The organism is Kribbella rubisoli, assembly GCF_004217145.1.
GTDB lineage: Bacteria > Actinomycetota > Actinomycetes > Propionibacteriales > Kribbellaceae > Kribbella > Kribbella rubisoli.
Genome location: NZ_SHKR01000013.1, coordinates 484668 through 503273 on the forward strand (window position 1 = coordinate 484668; position 18606 = coordinate 503273).

The window sequence follows — 18606 nt, forward strand, 5'->3', positions numbered from 1 at the left end:
ATCATGCCGTAGTGGACGGCCTGCGTGCTGTCACTCGCCGAGCTTCTTCTGCTCGATGTGCGCGTTCAGCGCGGCCAGCTCCGGGTGGGCGTCCAGGATCGCGACCAGTTCGGCGCAGCTGAGCCGGGGTGCGTCGAAGTCCTCGATGAGGGCGTCGAGCAACTTCCAGTCGTCGGCGGTGTCCAGCGTGAGCCGGTACTGCGCCGCGTTCCTGGAGCCGCCCGACCAGGGCAGATTCAGCAACCGCATCTCGCCGGACCGGTTCTGATGCAGGTACGGCGTGACGTGCTCGCGGTCGGCCTTCAGCGTGGCCTTGGCCTCCGCGTCGTACAACCGGGCGGTGGAGAAGATCTCGAAGTCCATGCCGCGCGGGTAGGTCCGCTCGAGGCAGTTCGAGATGTACAGGTCGAGGTCGTTCTCGGCCCGCCACCGATCGACGCCCGCGGCAACGATCTCCGGGTCGATCAGCGGACAGTCGGACGTCACCCGGACGATCGCGTCCAGCTCGTGCTCGCGGGCGGCGCCGGCGAACCGGCTCAGTACGTCGTCCTCGCTGCCGCGGAACACCGGGATGCCGTCCTCATGACACACCTGCACCACGAGGTCGTCGTGGACGTTGGTGGTGGTGGCAACGATCACCGGCAGGCCGGTGCGGCTCAACCGGTCGAGGTGATGCTCGAGGTACGAACGGCCCGCGACGCTCAGCAGCACCTTGGCCGGCAGCCGCGTGCTGGTCACGCGCACCTGCGTGATGATGCCTACTTTCAGAGGTTCCATCGGAACATCTCCCGGATCTCGGCCGGACCGGCGACATGGTCGACGCCCAGCTCGGTATCGGTGAACTCACGCGCGACCGCCGCCGGGACGAACGGCTGGTCGAGCTCCGGCCACAGTCGTTTGATCCGCGCCTGGCCGCCGAACGACGGGTGCTCGTTCTCCAGCACCATGGGATCACCGTAGACCCCGGGCTGCAGGCCGAGCGAGGCGCCGTACAGAACGGCGGAGCTGAGCCGGTTGGACGCGACCCGCTCGTGCTTGCGGAGCTCGCGAAGCTGGTTGACCAGGAACTTCGCGTTGGTACGCCGCCAGTGCAGGCCGCGGTAGCCGTGCGTGATGACCCGGAATCCGGCGTCCTTGTAGACGTTGCGGATCGCGGGCTTGTCGTACTCGTTCCAGTACAGGCAGACGGTGACCGGGCCGGTCTCGTGCTCGTTGATCGAGGCAACGATCCGGCCGTGGTCGCCGAGCACGTGCTGGCCTTCCCAGCCGTGGAACGGGTAGAAAATGGTGCCCTTGGCACGTTTCGCGGGGGTGGCGAGCTCCGGGTGCACCTTGAGCAGGTACAGCCAGACCGAGCCGATCACCGAATAGTTGCGCAGGCCCAGCGCGTGCCCGCGGCGGCGGACGCTGTCGGACCAGACGAACTTCGGCATCCCCGGCGCGAAGTTCGTGCCGTGCGCGAAGCCGTCGAGGATGTTCCAGCCGTGCTGCAGGTAGCCCCAGATGCGCGGTGGCTTCGAGAGTCCGGCGTACGAGGCCATGATGTTGGCGTGGCCGTAGAAGTGGTTGGCGTGATGCATCAGCGGCGCACCTTGCGCAGTACCCGCTTGAGGCGGCGGCGGATCACGCGAGCCGGGTTGAGGACGGCATGGCCGACGCGATACGGGAGCGAACGACGGATGCCGCTGACGGTTCCTTCGAAGAGGATCGCGCGGGCGCTCGCATGGGCGAGCTCGTCCGCGAGCCGGGCCACTGTCGCGAGCTGCTCGGCGCTGCCGCGCGGGCGGATCACTTCGTCCGGGGTGAACTCCTGCTCCGGCACGGTGATCCCGGCCATCGCTGCCAGCCGTGCCGTCAACGCGTGCGGATCAGCTGCCGCAGGCCATGGTTGCCGAGAGCCACTTTCCAACGCCCGCTTCGCGAACCGAGCCAGGTGCTCCACGACGTCCAGCTCTTGCGGCTCCCCGAACAGCCGGTACGACGCCCCGTCAAGAATCACGTTGTCCGGCGACCCAGCGCCACCCGCCGCCAGCCAAGCGACGTACCCAGGAATCACCCGCCGAAGCTCAGCCTGATCGTCACATCGCAAGGCCGTCAGTAGGTGCTCTTCGAGCAGAACACCTTCACCTGCCGGGACGGCGCCTTCAGGCAGTACGTCAGGTGCGTCGCCGCCGATCACGAAGTACCAGGCGGGCGCCAGCTCGAACCCCAAGCCGGCTGCAGCTGCATCCAGCACCGCGCGGTACGGGTCCATCAAGACCGGCCCATCGTTGCGCGAGGCAACAGCCCGCGCGGCGGCCACACCGGCGAACCCGTCAACCGAGCTGAGCGCAACGTCCACCTGAGTCAACGAAGGAAACACGCCGTAGACCCGCACACCATCCACACCATCCACACCGGCCTCGCCGCTCACTTCGGCACCGCCGGTGAGGCCGGCGGCCCGGAGCGCGGCGGTCAGCGGTTTGAGACCGGCCGGCGCGCGATCGCCGACCTCCCGCCCCCAGTCCTCGTCCCGGGGAAGAGCCGCCGTGATGTCCGGCTGCACCAGCCGCTGGAAACCGAACGAATTCTCCGCCCCGAGCAACAACCGCCCACCCGGCGCCAGCCGCCCCTGAAGCCGCCCGAGCGCGTCAGCCCAGCTGAACTTCGCGGTGTCGGGCCCGACCAACCGCTCCAATCCATCCAGCACAACAAGCACGTCGTACCCACCGGCCGCCCCGCGCGCCGAGCCGGCCCCGACGCTGTCCGTCGACCCACCGCTCTTCTCGTCGAGCGCGAAGCGGTCGACGGAGCCGCAGAAGACCTGACCTTTGGTCTCGGACAGGAGTTCGGCCAGCTCCTCGGCGTCCGGGGCGGAGCGCACCAGCAGGTCTACCGACGTGACCTGGGCGGCGACGGCGGTGATGAGGTCGGTGGCATGAGGGCCTGCGATCAGGACGGAGTGTTCCGGTTGCAGGACGGCGGCCAGGAGTGCTGTGGCTGCGGGTCCGGCGGCCGCGGGGCGGGCGTCGCCCGGGTGCAGATCCGACCAGTTGAGCATCTCTCCGCCGATCAGATTCGATCGGGTCACATCAGTCACGTTAGCCAACCACGTCCACAAGAGTCTCGATCACTCGGTCCACGTCACCGTCGGTGAGGGACGGGAACAGCGGCAGGGACAGTTCCTCGGCGTAGTACCGCTCCGCGTTGGGGCATAGGCCGCGCTGGTAGCCCTGGTGTGCGAAGACCGGGTGCCAGTAGACGGGAATGTAGTTCACCTGTACGCCGATGCCCGCCGCGCGCATCCGCTCGAAGACCTCGCGGCGGCGGCCGCCGAGGACGCGGATCGGGTAGAGGTGCCACATGGGATCGACGCGGTCGCGCTGCACCGGCGTACGTAGGCCGTCGACGCCGGCGAAGGCCTTGTTGTAGCGCGCGGTGATCTCCGTGCGGCGGCGCTTGAACTCCGCGAGGCGGGCGAGCTGTGACAGGCCAAGCGCGGCGCCCAGGTCGGTGAGGCGGTAGTTCACGCCGTACTCGTGGACCTCTTGGTGCCACGGCCCTTCGTCGGTGAGCTCGAAGCGTGAAGGGTCGCGGACGAGGCCGATGAAGTGGAATTCGTGGGCGCGCTGGGCGACTGCGGGGTCCTTGCAGACGACCGCGCCGCCTTCGCCGGTGGTGAGGTTCTTCGTCGGGAAGAACGACATCGTGGTGACATCGGCGAGGTCGCCTACCGGGCGGCCCTCAAGAGATCCGCCGACCGAGTGGGCCGCGTCGGCCAACGTCCGAGCGCCGACCCGATCTGCCAACGTCTGCAGCGCGGGGTAGTCGGCGGCTTGGCCGGCATAGTCGACCGCCGCGATGACCCTGGAACGGTCAGAAAGCGAGGCCTCGACAGCCGCGGGATCCAGCAACGCGGTGTCGTAGTCGACGTCGGCAAAGACGATGCGAGCACCGAGCATGGCAGCGCAAGAAGCCGTGGCTACGAAGGTCATCGGCGTGGTGATCACCTCGTCACCTGGCCCGACCCCGAGGGCGGCGTACGCGATGTGCAACGCCGCCGTGCCCGACGTACAGCTGACGACGCGATGCCCGCCGGCGAGCTCCGACACCGCCTCCTCGAAGGCAGTAACCGCAGGCCCGGTCGTCAGCCAGTCGCCGCGCAGAACGGCGGTGACCGCCGCGATGTCCTCTTCCGAGATCGACTGGCGTCCATACGGCAACACGGTCAGACGTCGCTCTCGAGGATCTTGCGGATCTCCTCGATCGAGTACCACTGGTCGTTGGTGTCCGACGCGTAGTGGAAATCGCCCGCGACCGGCCGGCCGTCGGCGGGCGGCTGGTAGCCCCAGGTGGCCAGGTCGGGCTGCAGCACGAAGCGGTTGCCGAGGGACAGCGCGCGGCGGCCTTCCTCCGGGCTGATCATCTCCTCGTGCAGCTTCTCGCCCGGGCGCAGGCCGACGTCGTGCATGGTCGCACCGGGCGCGATCGCCTCGGCCAGGTCGGTCACCTTCATCGACGGGATCCGCGGCACGTACAGCTCGCCGCCGGTCATCAGGTCGAACGAGTCGACGACGAACTCGACCGCCTCCGGCAGCGTGATCAGGAACCGGGTGCAGCGCAGGTCGGTGATCGGCAGCGACTGCCCGGCCGCGTGCAGCGCGCGGAACTTCGGGATGATCGAGCCCCGGCTGCCCATCACGTTGCCGTACCGCACGACGCTGAAGCGGGTGTCGTACGCCGCCGCGTAGTGATTGCCGTTGATGAACAGCTTGTCCGCGGTCAGCTTGGTCGCGCCGTAGAGGTTGATCGGGCTCGACGCCTTGTCCGTCGACAACGCCACGACCCGCTTCACGCCGGAGTCGATCGCGGCCTCGATGACGTTCTGCGAGCCGATCACGTTGGTCTGGACGAACTCCCACGGGTTGTATTCGCCGCTGTCCACCTGCTTCAGCGCAGCGGCGTGTACGACGTAGTCGACCCGGTGCATCGCCCGCAGCAACCGGGACCGGTCGCGGACGTCGCCGAGGAAGAACCGCAGCCGCGGGTCGTCGCCGAACAGCTGGCGAACCTCCCACTGCTTCAGCTCGTCACGGCTGAACACGATGATGCGGCGGGGGTTCAGCTGGTCCAGCGCGTGCCGTACGAAGCTCCGGCCGAACGACCCGGTGCCGCCCGTGACCAGGATGTCTGAGCCGGTAAGGATTGACACGCGAGCGGGACCCTTCTGACGGACAGTTCCGAACCGCACACACGCGGTACGGACCTCGAAACAATAGCTGCCCCGTGAGCAAGCCCTTCAATCCACTGTCTCAGCCCGGCGTGATCAAACGTACGCTCGGGAAGTAGAAGCGGAACGGGCGTGGGTCGCGGGTGATGACGTCGTAGCGCTGCACGGCGGCGTGCGCGCCGATGTAGAAATCGGGCAGCGGGGAAGTCTTCGCGCCGCCGCTGCGGCGGTAGGTGACGAACGCGCGCGCGGCCAGGAAACCGGCCGGGAACGGGAGCGGCTCGCGCCGGAAGTCGCTGACCGGCAGCGCGGCGTCGACCTCCTCGATCCGGTCGAATCCGGCCGACACCTCGGCATACACGATCGGGTTGATCACCAGGTCGCCCTGGTCGCGGGCGTCGGCCACCGCGGTCGCGGACCACTCTCCCCAGTCGCGATCGTCGGTCAGGATGTCGAGCAGCACGCACGTGTCGATCAGCGACACCCGCTCCTCGGGCTGCTCGGCCCGGCGGCGCGGGCCGAGGAACTTGCCGGGGCGATCACTCGCCACGCAGCAGCTCCATCAGCTCCTCGGTGCTCATCCCGCCGGTCGCCCGGCCGCGCATCTCGCGGACCAGCCGCTGGCCGCGGCTCTCGGCCTCCTCGACCCGGACGATCCGCAGACCGTCGGCCGCCTCGATGACGGTCACTTCGTCCCCCTCGTGGAGATGGTGCTTGCGGCGGAGCTCGGCCGGGATCGTGACCTGGCCCTTGCTGTTCAGTCGCATCGTAGCCTCCCACGTGTCACTTCTCCTACGTATCACTATCGTATCCACAGTGCGGCTTCTCACGCTGGGCCGGCCCGGAGAAACGGATATGCGGCCCGGTACGGTCTGGGCGTGAAACGCGTCGGAGTGCGATGTGATGTGGGCCCCGCCCGGGGCATCGGGCACGTGATGCGCTGCCTCGCGCTCGCCGAGGAGGTACGCCGGCGCGACGTCGAACTGCTCTTCATCTGCGACGCGCACACCGTGCCGTGGGCGGCGGACCAGATCGCAGCGCGCGGCATCGACGTACATCCGGCGGTCTGGACACCCGCCGAGCATCTCGAGCTCTTCGCACAGCTAGGCCTCGACGCGGTCGTCTTCGACTCCTACGACCTGGACGCATCCGTCTACTCGGCTGCCCGGGCGCTTCCCACGCTGGCGATCGTCGACGGCGACTTCCGTGGGGCGGAGGCGGACGTGCTGGTCGACCAGAACCTCGCCGCTGAGCTCGACCACCCCACGCTGCCGCGGGACTCGGTCCGGCTGGCCGGTCTGCCGTACGTGATGATTCGCGACGAGGTCCTCCATCACCGTCCGGCCGAACCGCCCACGGCCCGGCAGACCGCAGTACCGAAGGTGTTCGCGTTCTTCGGCGGCACAGATGCCTTCGGCGCCGGCCCGTACGTCGCACGCGCGCTAGCGGCGACCGGCCTGCCGTTCGAGGCGACCATAGTCGCGCCCAGCCCGGACCTGGCCGAACGGATCGCCGCGGTCGAGCTGCAGCCGCACCAGCACCTCCAGATCATCGGTCCGACCAATCAACTGGCCGCCGAGGTGCGTGCCGCCGACCTGACCATCAGTGCGTCCGGTACGTCGACCTGGGAGCTGCTCTGCCTCGGGGCGACGACCGGACTGGTCTGTGTGGTCGACAACCAGGTCATGGGCTACGAGCGCGCTGTCGGTACCGGTGCGGCGGCTGGGCTGGGTTTGTTGAGCGCACTGGAGGCGGACACGATGTCCGCGGTCCCGACACTCAAGCGACTGCTGACTGACTCGGCTGAGCGTGGCCGGTTGGCGAGTGCGGGCTGGGAGTTGGTCGACGGCAGAGGGCGGGAGCGGGTGGCTGACGCCCTCCTGCAGCTCATTTGAGTTCGTAGATCGTTGCGTCCAGAGTCGCGTGGCGCAGCCGGACGAAATTGCGGAGCGCGGGTGATACGCCGCCGGCGCGGTTGTCGGCGTACAGCCAGCGCACCCCGGCCTGGCGTAGTCGCTCGATCGACGCGGGTGTGGGTGACTTGAAGGCGATGTCGTTGGCGGCCAGCTCGCTGCTGTCCCAGTACGGGATGAGGCTCGGGTTGCCGCCGGTGGTGAGAGCGATCCGGTTGGCCTGGTTGGAGTATGACCAGCCTTCGATGAGCACTGGGCGCTCCGACAATGCAGCGAGCCAGAAGTGCCGGCTGTCGCAGAGGCCGTTGCGTTGGATGATGCAGTGCGCGTTGGTCGCGACCAGATCGCCCGGTGTGCTGTTTCGCTGGAGCCACTGCGCAGCGCCCGCTTCAGCAGCCGTCGCACCGCCGCGGAACGGATGCGCGAAGACCAGATTCGATGCTTTGTCCGACACGAACGCCTGCAGTGGCACCAGCGCTGCGCCGATCATGCACGCTGCGACCGCGGCGCCGAGCAACGCCACGAAGAAGTTGCCCGGCCGTCGCGCCAGCTTCCAGGCAACGGCCACCAGCACGGCAACCCCCAGGACGGCCGCCAGCGTCCACAGCCATGGAGCCTTGATGCCAGGCAGATCAGCGGATTGCCATCGAGCGATCGCCAGCGCCACCAGACCGAGCAGTCCGCCCGCACCGACGAGTATGACGGCCCGCCGATCGCCCAGCCGCCCGACCAGATTCGCCAGCCCGACAGACGCCAGTACGGCGACCACCGGGAACGCCGTACGCAGGAAGTAGAGCTGACTGACGCCAGACTGTGTCGTCAGCAGCGTGCCCAGCAACCCCGCGACCACGAAGCCCGCCAGGAACACCGCGCCGGTGTCCCGCCACCTCCGGCCGAGGAAGAACAATCCCGATGCCGCCAGCGCCCAACTCAGCAGAGTCGTTGCCCCAGACAACAACTGTGCGTGCGGGTTCGACATCAGCAGCGGGTACGGCGCCAGCTGGACGAACGTCTCGAACGGCTTGATCTCCGTCCCCCACGTGCTCCCGCCGAAGATCGTGATCAACGCGGCCACGAACACCGCGAGCGACAACAACCCGCCGTAGAACGCAGGCCGAGTACTCCGCCGAGCCAACCCCAACTGCAGGAACGCGAACGCGAACCCGACGCCCACCAGCGGCAGGATCGTCGACTTCGCCCCGGCCGCGACCAACGCGAGCAGCACCAGCAACACCCACCGGCTGCGCGGCTTGCTGTCGGACCGCAACAGGTCCACCGCCACGATGCACACGGCCAGTGCGATCAGTACTCCGAGGTTCTGCGTCGGACTCAGGTACGCCGCGACCGCAGTGGACACGCCGCCCAGCCCAGCCCCGCCCAACGGCTGCATGGCCCCACCGAGGCCAGCAACGAACACAGCGAGCGGGCCGGCCCAGGTGGCGCCCGACTCCGCCGTCGGAGCAAGCCGAGTGGTCAGTGCGAAGACCAGCCCGCAGCCAGCGAGGAACAGCGGCAGCCAGCTCAGCGAATGGATCAGATCGGTCAGATCGATCCGCGTACCCCATTGCGTCGCAGCCGTCGCCTGGTGGAAGAACGTGTGGTACTTCATCGGCTCCCCACCGAGCCACAACGTCGAGATCGGTACGTCGTACTTCGCACTCGCGGCCAGCGCCTGCTGAAAGGCCAGATCCGGGTACGCCCGCAGCGGATCCGTGTACGCCGGGAGGAACTGCCCCGGACCGCGCCTATACACGATCAGCAGCACCACTGCGGTCGACGCCGCGAGCAGCCACGCCTGCAGCGGTCGGAGCGGCTTCTCGACCCGCCGCCAGACCCGCGCCCGGGCGTCACTGTCGACGAACGCGACCACCAGCACGACCGGCGCCCACACCCACGACCAGGCCTGCAGACCGATCGACGCACTGGCCAGGTAGACCAGCACCTGCCCGGCCGTCCCGACCGCAAACCCCGCGGACAGGTCCTCGACCAGGTTGCGCCCGTACCCGCCGATCAGCCGCCACAGCGCGAACCCGGGCAGCATGACCACGACCCCGGTGAACAGCACGAACCGGACGAGTTCGAAGAACGTCGCATGCAGCGCGAGCAGGACCAACGCCAGCACCACGACGGCCAGCCCGGCGACCAGACCGGAAAGGGAAGGCCCCGCAGTACGCGGCCCCCGCCGCCTCGCTCTCGCGCGCATGCCGTAACACTAATGTGAATTTCGCCCCGGAGCGTGCCCGGCGATTCACGGGTGGTCACCTCGAGGCCACCGCCATGCCTTAAGCTCGACGCCCTATGAGTTGGTACGACGCTCTCGAGGCCGGCGAGCTGACCGTGCGGCCGTCCGTTGACGCGGCGAAGCGGTTCGGTGTCTCGATCGACCGGATGTCCGTCTCGGCGTCGGCCGGCACGCCGCTCGCCGAGGTGCTGGGCGCGGTCGAGGCGTCGACGGCTGACGTGATCGTGCTGCGCTATCCGGCCCGTGAGACCACCTGGTTCGCCGCGCTGGCGAGCGGACCGCGCCAGGCGCTGCTCGCCGACACCGTCGTCTACTGGTCGCTGCCGACCGGCAAAGGCCGCCGCCCCGCGCCGCTGGCCGGGTTCAGTGCGCAGCTCGAGCCCACTGCCGACGACGATCTAGTGGACGACCTGGTCGCGGATGTCTTCGGCGACTCCGGCAACCACTACTGCGCCAACCCGATCTTCGACCGCACCCTTGCGCTTGCCGGTCGGCAGGACTGGGCCCGGCGACGCGTCGCCGAGGCAGGTGCCGTCGTACTGCGGGGTCCGGACCGGCGGGTGCTCGCCCTCGGGGCGATCGACCAGCAGCGCTCGTGGACCGAGATCCAGTTGGCCGGCGTCGTACCGGCTGAGCAGGGCCGCGGCCGGTACGGTCACCTGCTCGCCGCGATCGAGGACGCGTGTACGTCCCGGCGGCTCGTCGTCTCGACGCAGGGCCACCAGACCGGCATCCAGCGGATCTGGGCACGTTACGGGTTCGAACCCGTGCATAACCTCCTGACCGTTCACCTCGTTGCCGCTACGTAGTCCCCTGGGGGCCCGCGTACCGCTGTCGAGGGAGGAAACACCGGAGTGACGCCGCGGCTGAGCGTGGTGGTGCCCTTCTACGGCGTCGGCGACTACCTCGGAGACTGTCTGGAATCGATTGCCCGGCAGGCCTGGTCCGACTTCGAGGCGATCCTCGTCGACGACGGTTCCCCGGACGACAGCGCTGTCGTCGCCAAGGAGTTCTGCGCCCGGGATCCGAGGTTCCGGCTGATCCAGCAGGACAACGCCGGCCCCGGTCCGGCCCGCGACCGGGGTATCAGCGAGGCGACCGGTGAGTATCTGGCATTCGTCGACGGCGACGACCTGGTCTCGCGGTACGGATTCGCCGCCCTCGTCCGGACCCTGGACCGAACCGGTTCAGACTTCGCCGGCGGCAACGCCCGGCGGTTCAACAACAGCTTCGGCGTCCGGCCGTCCTGGCTGCACAAGCAGCCGTTCGCGCGGGTCCGGCACGCCACGCACGTGACGGAGTTCCCCGACCTGGTCCTGGACCGGATGCTCTGGAACAAGGTCTACCGCCGCTCGTTCTGGACCGAGAACGGCTACACGTTCCCCCCGATCCGCTACGAGGACTACCCGGTAGCGCTCAAGGCCCACCTGGACGCGGTCACGGTCGACACGATCACGCAGGCCGTCTACTACTGGCGCGAGCGGGAGTCCGGCGAGTCGATCACCCAGCAGAAGTTCCAGCTCGGCAACATCCGCGACCGGGTCACCTCGGCCGGCATGGTGATCGACCTGGTCGAGAACGCCGTACCGGTGGTCCGTCGGCGTACGCACGCGCACCTGGCGCAGATCGACGTACTGACGCTGATGTCCGCGTTCGGCACTGTCCCGGTCGAGGAGGAGCAGCACCTGGTCGACCTGTCGCGCGAGCTGCTCGACCGGATCGACGCCGACGTACTGGCTGCCACCCATCGGTACGACCGGATCCAGCACGCTGCGCTTCGCGCCGGTGATGTCGAGCTGCTTCGTCGGCTCGCGGTCTTCCGCAACTCCGGCGGGCTTCGCGGCGGCGCTCGGGCCGTTCCGCGCGGCAAGCGTTCGCGGCAGCTCGACTACAACTACCCGGGGCAGGCCGAGACCGTCGTACCGCGGAGGCTGTACGGGCTGCGCGAGCAGGACCTGACTCTCGCGACGAGCGTGCGCGAGGTGGTCTGGGTCGACGGCAAGTTGTCGGTCAAGGGCACCGCCGAGATCCGCCACCTGGAGACGGATCGCTCGTCGAAACTGCAGATCGCGCTGGTCGTCGACGACACCTCACATCCCCTCGAGGTACGCCGGTATGCCGCGCTGGACCTGCACGGGGACAAGTCGCTCGTGGGATTCGAAATTCTGCTGGATCCTCAACTGCTCGCTCTCTGCACGGGGGCGCCGGCGCACTTCGAGGTGCGGATGCGGTCGGGGCGGCGGGACCGGAAGGGCATGCTCGGCGGCCAAGGACCGGGAAGCCCCGGGTGGGCGCCGGGTGCATGGATCGACGAGACGAACTGGATCCAGCCGGGGCCGGGCAAGTACGGCTGGTTCTCGCTGCGGCGGCTGACGGACCCGTGCCGGTTGACCGCGGTCGAGCAGTCCGATGATGAGCTCGTGCTGCACGGTCGGGCGTCGTTCGACGAGCCGGAGTTGCATCTCAGCCGGCCGGTCGTCGGCGGTGAGGAAGAGATTCCGCTGGAGGTCGACGGGCGTGACTTCACCGCCCGGCTGCCGATCCGGGACATCCTCGCGGCGGCGAACCACGACGATCCCTTCGGCCAGCGGACGACCCGGTCGTTCAGGGTTCACGGTCCGGATGGGCAGCAGCGCGTGTTGCTGTGGACCGCGGGCGACTCGGCCGTCTCGCGCGTTGTCGACGATCGGGTCGTCACGCTGACCCGGTCGACCGGCGGGTACGTGAACCTGCACGAGTCGCCGATCCGGACGACCGCCGCCCATGCTGTTGCTGAAGGCAATCAGTTGGTCGTGCGCGGGTCCGAGGGCTGCGACGTCACCTTCAGCTGGCGGCGGTACCTGGCCGACTCCGACGATCACCTCGACGTCGCATGCCGTCGTACCGTGTCCGCCGACGGGTGGTCGGCCGCGGTCGACGTCGACTCGTTGATCCCGGTGACGGCGGTGAAGCTGTCGGTCGACCCGCTCGCCGCGCTGGCCGACTGGATCCTGTTCGCAACCTCCCCCGACGGTGCGGCCCACGCCGTACAGTGCGAGCCCTTCCTGTGCAGCCGGTTGCCGTTGGCAATTACACATGGCGCCCACGGGACGCATGCGCTCGCAGTTCGACCCCATGCCGGCACTCTGCACGTCGAGGTGCGCTGATGCATCATCACAACCACTACTACGGTCAGACGCACATCCTGTCGCGGTACGCCGGGTTCGACTTCGACCATCCGCCGCGGCTCCGGGGATACCTGCAGCACGGCTGGAACATCGGCTGCGGCTGGAACCCGGTGCACGAGTTCTACGACGGCGCCTGGCGGTTCACCTGGAGCGATGCGCCGCGGCGTCGCGGGCATGCGCTCGGCCGGCGGAACTACCACAGCATCGGCGCGCCGTTCCTCTACCTGATGGAGCTCGAGCCGGAGAAGGAGGAGCCGGTCGAGCGCGAAGGCACGCTCTGGTTCCTGTTCCACGGGTGGGAGGGCGGCAAGATCCACGGCGACCACCGGCGGCTGATCGACGAGATCCGCGAGACCGAGGACGGTCCGGTCACGTTCAGCCTGTACTACACGGAGTACGACCGGCCCGAGGTGCGCGGGTTCTACGAGGACGCCGGCTTCCGCGTGGTGTCGTTCGGGCGGCGCGGGTTCTCCTACGAGGGGACCGATCGGCGCTTCCTGTTCAAGCAGCTCGCCGAACTGCGCAAGCACAAGCGGGTCGCGGCCAACCGGCTGTCGACCGCGATCTTCTACGGCATCGCGGCAGGCTGCGAACCGGCGGTGTACGGCGATCCGATGGAGATGGAGGGCGAGAACCCGTTGTTCGGCGGGCAGAGCCGGATCGAGCGGCTGTGGCCCGAGCTGCTCGGCAAGTCGATCGACCTCGAGGCCGCCCGAGCCACCACCGACCTCGAGCTCGGGAAACCCTGGATGATGCCGCCCGCGGAACTGCGGAGTCTGTTCGATTGGAGAGAGCGTGTCTGACGTCCAGGTGGTTCGCGGGGAGATGCAGCCGTGGACCGATCACACGACACCGCGGCCGGCGCTTGCGGCGCTGCTGACCGACGTCGTCCCGGCCAACCGCCGGACGCTGATCCTCGGGCCGCACGCGCCGCAGCAGATCGAGTCCGTGCTGGCGCACTCGTCCGAGGTGACGATCCTGGTCCGCTCGGTCGCCGATGCGCAGCAGCTCGGCGAGGACTTCGGCCCATGCCTGCAGGTGATCGCGGGCGCGCTGGACGGGCTGGAGGGCGAGCCGTACGACGTCATCATCGCGACCGACGGCTTGGACCGGATCCTGGGCTACGACAGCACCGACCTGTCGTGGACGGAGCGACTCGCTGCGTTGTCCCGGCTCGCGGCACCAGACGCGGTCGTCGTGCTGGCGCTGGAGAACGAGTTCTCGCTCCTGAACCTCCTGGACAGCCGGCCCGCGCACGAGCGCCACGGCGACGACGAGTGGCGCCCGCTCCACGACGACCCCACACGCCCGGTCTCCGTCGACCAGTTGAAGGCTGCCCTGCCGTGGCGAGCCGAGGTGTACGCCGACTTCGCGTCTCGCACCTTCATTCGCGCCGACGTGGCTGCGGGCGCCTGCCCCGGCGAGCTGCCCACCCGGTCGGCGGTCGGTGCGCTCGAGTCCATCGACGTACCGCTCCTGTCGCCGCCGCACGAGGGTGTCGACACGGCCGCGCGGGCGGGCCTGCTGGCGTCGGTGCCCACTGGATGGCTGGCGATCTCCGGGGCCCAGCCGTCGCACGATCTGTATGCGCAGACCGCTCAAGCTGTCCTGATTGCGGACCAGAACCTCACCGGCTGGGACACCACCACAACCATCGGGCCAGGCACGTCCGAGTCCGATCACTCCGCCGCTCCCGTGGAGGAGCTGTCCTTCGATCCGGACGTTGTCCCGGCTGCAGTTCCCTCTGGTGTCTCGGTGGAGACGGTGCTCTTCCGCCTCGCCGCAGCCGAGGACGTGCCTGCCTTCCGCAAGCTCGCCGCCGACCTGGGCGAGTGGGTAACTGAATCGCGCGTGATCGTCCGATGGGACGACATCATCTTCGATGGCGAATCCTTCGCGTCCGGTGTCTCGCCGTGGGTGGCTCAGGAAAGTGTGGAGAAGCACGATCTGCTGGCGGCTGCCTGGGTGCGGTTCCAGGATCGGTTGATGGGGCAGCATCGGCGGCATCCGTGGCCGCCGTGGATGGTGGGCGACGACCTGGTGTCCGCGTGGCTCGGGATGTCCGGGGTCGAGCCGCCCGAGCAGCTCCAGGCGACCTCGCCCGACACCGCACCTGCGACCGCGCAACAAGTTGCTCGCGGCAAGGAACTGGCGGCGGCGCTGGACGTCGTACTCGAGACCCGCAAGGGCACCGTCGACGTACGCACGGCTCTGGCGGCGGCCGAGGAAGCCAAGCAGGAGCTGTTCGAGCTCAAGGGGCACGTGTACGGACTCGAGCGGACGCTCGGCTTCCGCAACAAGGCGATGAAGACGCGCGAGAACCGCATCCGTGAGCTCCGCGGCCAGCTGCAGCGGCTCACGAGCGCCCACGAGCGCATCCGCGGTTCCCGGACGTACGCCGTCTCGCGCGTGATCTTCCACGCGGCGCAGGTCCGCAAGCCCAAGACCGTTGCCCGCAAGCTCGCCCGCCGGATCCGGAAGCGATGAGCAGTCCGCGCCTGAGCGTGGTGGTGCCGTTCTACAACGTCGGCGCGTACATCGGGGACTGCCTGGACTCGATCGCGCGACAGACCTGGGGCGACTTCGAGGCGATCCTGGTCGACGACGGTTCACCGGACGACAGCGCTGTGATCGCGAAGGAGATGTGCGCCCGCGACTCGCGGTTCCGGATCGTCGAGCAGGACAACGCCGGGCTCGGTCCCGCCCGCAACACCGGGGTGGAGCACGCGACGGGGGAGTACATCACGTTCGTCGACAGCGACGACCTGGTGACCCGGCACGGGTTCGGACTGCTGATCAAGTCGCTCGACCGGACCGGTTCGGACTTCGCCGGCGGCAACGCTCGACGGTTCAACAACAGCTACGGCGTACGGCCGTCGTGGCTGCACGGGCAGACGTTCACCGAAGACCGGTTCGCGACACACATCTCGGAAACGCCGCAGCTCGTGCTCGACCGGATGGTGTGGAACAAGGTCTACCGCCGGTCGTTCTGGGACGAGTACGGGTACCGCTTCCCGGCGATCCGGTACGAGGACTACCCGGTCACTCTCAAGGCGCACCTCGACGCGGTCACCGTCGACGCGATCGCGGCGCCGGTCTACTTCTGGCGCGAGCGCGAGTCGGGTGACTCGATCACGCAGCAGAAGTTCCAGCTCGCGAACATCCGCGACCGCGTCGCCTCGGCCGGCCTCGTGCTGGACGAGATCGAGGACGCGCTGCCCGAGATCCGTCACCGGGTGCACGCGCACTTCCGCCAGATCGACCTGCACTCGATCCTGTCCGCGTTCGGCACGGTCCCGCCCGAGGAGGAGCAGCATCTCGTCGAGCTGACGAGCGAACTCCTCGGCCGGCTGGACAACGCCGTACTCGACACCGCGTCGCGGGTCGCCCAACTGCAGTTCGCGGCTGTCCGCGCGGGGGACGTCGAGCTGCTGCGCTTGGTCGCCCTCGACCCGGACGCGGCGGAGGAGCACCTGCCGCTGACCAAGACCGACTTCACGCTGGCAACAAGCATCCGCGAGGTGACCTGGATCGACGGCGAGCTGTCGGTACGGGGCACCGCCGAGATCCGTCACCTGCAGTCCAAACCGTCGAGCCTCCGGATCGGTCTCGTCATCGCCGGCCGGAACTATCGACTTCCGGTACGGCGGTTGCCCGAGACCGACCTTCGCGGCGAGGAGAGCCTTGTCGGATTCGAGGTCCGTGTCAGCCGGGAGCTGCTCGCCAAGTGCCCGGCGGGCCCTTCGCATTTCGACGTACGGATGCGGGTCGGTGGGATCCGCTGCCGGGACATGCTGCGGGGGCAGAAGGCCGGCAGCCCGGGATGGCCGCCGGGGATGTGGATCGACGGGACGAGCTGGATCCAGCCGGGTCCGGGCAAGGAAGGCGCGTTCGCCGTACGGCGGTTGGCGGATCCGTGCCGACTGACCTCGGTCGAGCAGACGCCCGACGCGCTGATCCTGCACGGGCGGTCGGCGTGGGACGAGCCGTCGCTGTTCGTCAGCCGGCCGTTGTCGGGCGGCGTGGAGGAACTGCCGATCGAGGTCCACGGCCGCGACTTCACCGCACGGCTGCCGATCCGGCCGATGCTCGAGGAGATCAACCCCGACGATCCGTTCAGCCAGCGGACGACGCGGGCGTTCCGGATGCGTGGGCCGGAAGGCCGCGAGCAGGTGCTGTTGTGGACGGCGGGCGACCGGCTGGTCTCACACGCCGAGGGCGGTCGCGTCGTGATGCTGACCCGATCGACCGGCGGCTACGTGAACCTGCACGAGTCCCCGATCCGGATGACCGCAACAACAGCAGTTGCTGCTGGCAACATGTTGGTTGTGCGGGGCCCCGATTGGGGCGACGTCGACTTCAGCTGGCGACGGTACCTGCCTGATTCCGACGACTACGTGGACGTTGCGTGCCGTCGTACCGTGTCCGATGACGGCTGGGCGGCTGTTGTCGAGATGGCGGAGCTGGAGCCGGCCGATTGGATCCTCTTCGCGACGGCGCCTGCCGGTACGTCGCATGCGGTCCAGTGCGAGCCGTTCTTGTCCAGCCGGTTGCCGCTCATGATCACCCGGGGGCGGCACGCGTTCGCCGTACGTCCACTGGCCGGCACGTTGCATCTCGAGGTGAGTTAGCGCCTCGCCACCAGCAGTTGGTGGGTGACCGGCCAGTCGACAGGATCGCCGTCCGGGGTGGTGATGGAGGCGACCGGGGCGATGCGGTTGTCGATGACCCAGTCGTTGCGCCACGCGTTCGACGCCGGGTCGACGGTGAAGCCGGCGCGTTCGGCAACCGCGGACCAGCCGGCGAAGTTCAGGCCGCAGAACTGTTCGTGTGTCTCGCTCAGCCAATTGTCGACGTAGTCCTTGCGGGTCAGGAAGTCCATCGCGTCGGCCAGCCGGAGCGTGAGCTTGTCGCCGGCGACGTCGAACTCGAAGGCGACTTTGGCGTTACGCCGGAAGTCGTGTGCGAACTGGAAGAACCGTGCGCGGGTCGAGAGCTTGCTGATGTACGCCGCTGGATCGTCGAGCACTTGGAGTTCGGTGATGTCTTGCGGGTTCTCGCCGTCGCTGTCGTCGAGCCGCAAAACGACCGGGCGGTCGGGCTCATCGGGGCCGCACACGTCGGAGTTGATCCAGACGCCGTGCGGTGCTGTGTGGGCGAAGAGCGCATTGGCGAAGCGCTGGACCGTGTCGGGACGCGAGCCGTCGGCGTACGACCAGATCTCGTGGGTGAGTGCGAGCGTCAGTGTGGTGTCGATCGACCGCGGCAGGAAGACGGCCGAGCCGAGCATGTTGCGTTGATAGAAATAGACGTTCGGGTTGGTGAAAAGGCCTTGCTCTTTCTTGTGCACGCATTCGGCGTACAAATGCCGGGCGACCTCGACGCCGATCAGATCCGACTCGTGAAAGCGCGGGTCCGCATCGATCAGTTGCAGGGTCGCGCCGGTCGCGCAGCCGATGTCGAGAATGCGTCCGGGGCGGACGAAACCCTTTATTTGCTGCCATTTCCGGTCCGCGGCGGATTCGAACGCGTCGGCGTACGTCTTGTAGTCGCGGGTCGTGGTGAGTCCGCCGTCGTCGCCGACCACCGGGTCGTTCACGCACCGCGCGACGTGCGCGTCCAGGGCGTACCGCTCGAACACATCCACGGTCGCCGGATGCGCCAGTTCCTTCCAATGATCATTGCCCTCAGCAATCATCAGCAGCACGTCCCAGGGCCGCGCGACACCTTCGGGCTCGACCCCGATCACCGTGAACCCCAACCGCTCGTACAACTTACTCACGGCCGGCGTAGAACAAGCGACGACCGTATTCCCCGGCGTCAACCGCACGAGATCATCGGTCCCCGCCTCGATCGCCTTCACCGTCACCTCGGCAAAGTCATCCGTAGGCGGCGTATCCACCACCCCCACCACCAACGACCGAATCCCCGCCGCCACACTGAACCGCTCGATCGCCGCCTCCCGCCGATCGAACCCCACCGGATTCCGCTTGGTCGTCTGATGATTAGCCGACGTCACCGCCCACACCACGGTCCGCCCCGCGAACCTCCGCAGAAACTCCCCCTGAAACCGGG

General features: G+C 68.4%; 15 protein-coding genes. 6 read left to right on the forward strand and 9 right to left on the reverse strand.

Going from position 1 to position 18606, the window contains the following annotated elements:
- Positions 1-30: 30 nt before the first annotated feature.
- From EV645_RS22495 to EV645_RS22525, 7 genes are all read right to left on the reverse strand, one after another.
- Positions 31-777, reverse strand: coding sequence for a cytidylyltransferase domain-containing protein (locus EV645_RS22495; RefSeq protein WP_242000571.1), 747 nt, complete (start codon positions 775-777; stop codon positions 31-33).
- Positions 765-1580 (reverse strand): hypothetical protein, encoded by an 816-nt coding sequence (locus EV645_RS22500; RefSeq protein WP_130445936.1) that lies wholly within the window; start codon positions 1578-1580, stop codon positions 765-767. The genes EV645_RS22495 and EV645_RS22500 overlap by 13 nt, the downstream gene beginning before the upstream one ends.
- Positions 1580-3070, reverse strand: coding sequence for a hypothetical protein (locus tag EV645_RS22505; RefSeq protein WP_242000572.1), 1491 nt, complete (start codon positions 3068-3070; stop codon positions 1580-1582). The genes EV645_RS22500 and EV645_RS22505 overlap by 1 nt, the downstream gene beginning before the upstream one ends.
- 10 nt (positions 3071-3080) lie before the next feature.
- The gene (locus tag EV645_RS22510; RefSeq protein ID WP_130445937.1) at positions 3081-4205 is read right to left on the reverse strand and encodes a DegT/DnrJ/EryC1/StrS family aminotransferase; all 1125 of its coding nucleotides are present in this window, start codon (positions 4203-4205) and stop codon (positions 3081-3083) included.
- A 2-nt stretch (positions 4206-4207) separates the two neighbouring features.
- On the reverse strand, positions 4208-5191 hold the full coding sequence (gene pseB / locus EV645_RS22515) for a UDP-N-acetylglucosamine 4,6-dehydratase (inverting) (RefSeq protein ID WP_130445938.1): 984 nt from the start codon (positions 5189-5191) through the stop codon (positions 4208-4210).
- Positions 5192-5291: 100 nt separating this feature from the next.
- Positions 5292-5759 (reverse strand): type II toxin-antitoxin system VapC family toxin, encoded by a 468-nt coding sequence (locus tag EV645_RS22520; RefSeq protein WP_242000573.1) that lies wholly within the window; start codon positions 5757-5759, stop codon positions 5292-5294.
- On the reverse strand, positions 5749-5976 hold the full coding sequence (locus EV645_RS22525; RefSeq protein WP_130445939.1) for an AbrB/MazE/SpoVT family DNA-binding domain-containing protein: 228 nt from the start codon (positions 5974-5976) through the stop codon (positions 5749-5751). The genes EV645_RS22520 and EV645_RS22525 overlap by 11 nt, the downstream gene beginning before the upstream one ends.
- Positions 5977-6087: 111 nt before the next feature.
- Here EV645_RS22525 and EV645_RS22530 point away from each other — a divergent pair, with 111 nt between their 5' ends.
- Entirely contained in the window at positions 6088-7104 is a 1017-nt protein-coding gene (locus EV645_RS22530) for a PseG/SpsG family protein (protein WP_242000574.1), read from the forward strand.
- On the opposite strand, the gene EV645_RS22535 is transcribed toward EV645_RS22530, so the two are convergent.
- Positions 7097-9325 carry a hypothetical protein gene (locus EV645_RS22535; RefSeq protein WP_130445940.1) on the reverse strand — a complete coding sequence of 743 codons (2229 nt, stop codon included), beginning with the start codon at positions 9323-9325 and terminating at the stop codon, positions 7097-7099. The genes EV645_RS22530 and EV645_RS22535 overlap by 8 nt on opposite strands.
- 95 nt (positions 9326-9420) lie before the next feature.
- Between EV645_RS22535 and EV645_RS22540 the strand changes: the two genes are divergently transcribed.
- Genes EV645_RS22540 through EV645_RS22560 form a run of 5 tightly spaced genes read left to right on the forward strand, consistent with a single transcriptional unit; the run spans position 9421 to position 17162 of the window.
- Entirely contained in the window at positions 9421-10173 is a 753-nt protein-coding gene (locus EV645_RS22540; protein WP_130445941.1) for an N-acetyltransferase, read from the forward strand.
- A gap of 45 nt (positions 10174-10218) precedes the next feature.
- Positions 10219-12510: a glycosyltransferase family 2 protein gene (locus EV645_RS22545; RefSeq protein ID WP_130445942.1), complete on the forward strand. Its 2292-nt coding sequence runs from the start codon at positions 10219-10221 to the stop codon at positions 12508-12510.
- Complete coding sequence (locus EV645_RS22550) at positions 12510-13334, forward strand: DNA replication complex GINS family protein (protein ID WP_130445943.1); 825 nt, start codon at positions 12510-12512, stop codon at positions 13332-13334. Before EV645_RS22545 ends, EV645_RS22550 begins: the two co-directional genes overlap by 1 nt.
- Positions 13327-15018, forward strand: coding sequence for a hypothetical protein (locus EV645_RS22555; RefSeq protein ID WP_130445944.1), 1692 nt, complete (start codon positions 13327-13329; stop codon positions 15016-15018). Before EV645_RS22550 ends, EV645_RS22555 begins: the two co-directional genes overlap by 8 nt.
- Entirely contained in the window at positions 15015-17162 is a 2148-nt protein-coding gene (locus tag EV645_RS22560) for a glycosyltransferase family 2 protein (RefSeq protein ID WP_130445945.1), read from the forward strand. Before EV645_RS22555 ends, EV645_RS22560 begins: the two co-directional genes overlap by 4 nt.
- On the opposite strand, the gene EV645_RS22565 is transcribed toward EV645_RS22560, so the two are convergent.
- A complete protein-coding gene (locus EV645_RS22565) occupies positions 17159-18550 on the reverse strand; it encodes a class I SAM-dependent methyltransferase (protein WP_242000575.1) in 1392 nt (463 codons plus the stop codon). The genes EV645_RS22560 and EV645_RS22565 overlap by 4 nt on opposite strands.
- Between the last annotated feature and the right edge of the window lie 56 nt (positions 18551-18606).

Excerpts from the sequence above, each read along its gene's own strand:
- EV645_RS22525 (WP_130445939.1), bottom strand. The coding sequence starts at position 5,976 with ATGCGACTGAACAGCAAGGGCCAGGTCACGATCCCGGCCGAGCTCCGC.
- EV645_RS22495 (WP_242000571.1), bottom strand. The coding sequence starts at position 777 with ATGGAACCTCTGAAAGTAGGCATCATCACGCAGGTGCGCGTGACCAGC.
- EV645_RS22540 (WP_130445941.1), top strand. The coding sequence starts at position 9,421 with ATGAGTTGGTACGACGCTCTCGAGGCCGGCGAGCTGACCGTGCGGCCG.
- EV645_RS22535 (WP_130445940.1), bottom strand. The coding sequence starts at position 9,325 with ATGCGCGCGAGAGCGAGGCGGCGGGGGCCGCGTACTGCGGGGCCTTCC.
- EV645_RS22560 (WP_130445945.1), top strand. The coding sequence starts at position 15,015 with ATGAGCAGTCCGCGCCTGAGCGTGGTGGTGCCGTTCTACAACGTCGGC.
- EV645_RS22500 (WP_130445936.1), bottom strand. The coding sequence starts at position 1,580 with ATGCATCACGCCAACCACTTCTACGGCCACGCCAACATCATGGCCTCG.
- EV645_RS22550 (WP_130445943.1), top strand. The coding sequence starts at position 12,510 with ATGCATCATCACAACCACTACTACGGTCAGACGCACATCCTGTCGCGG.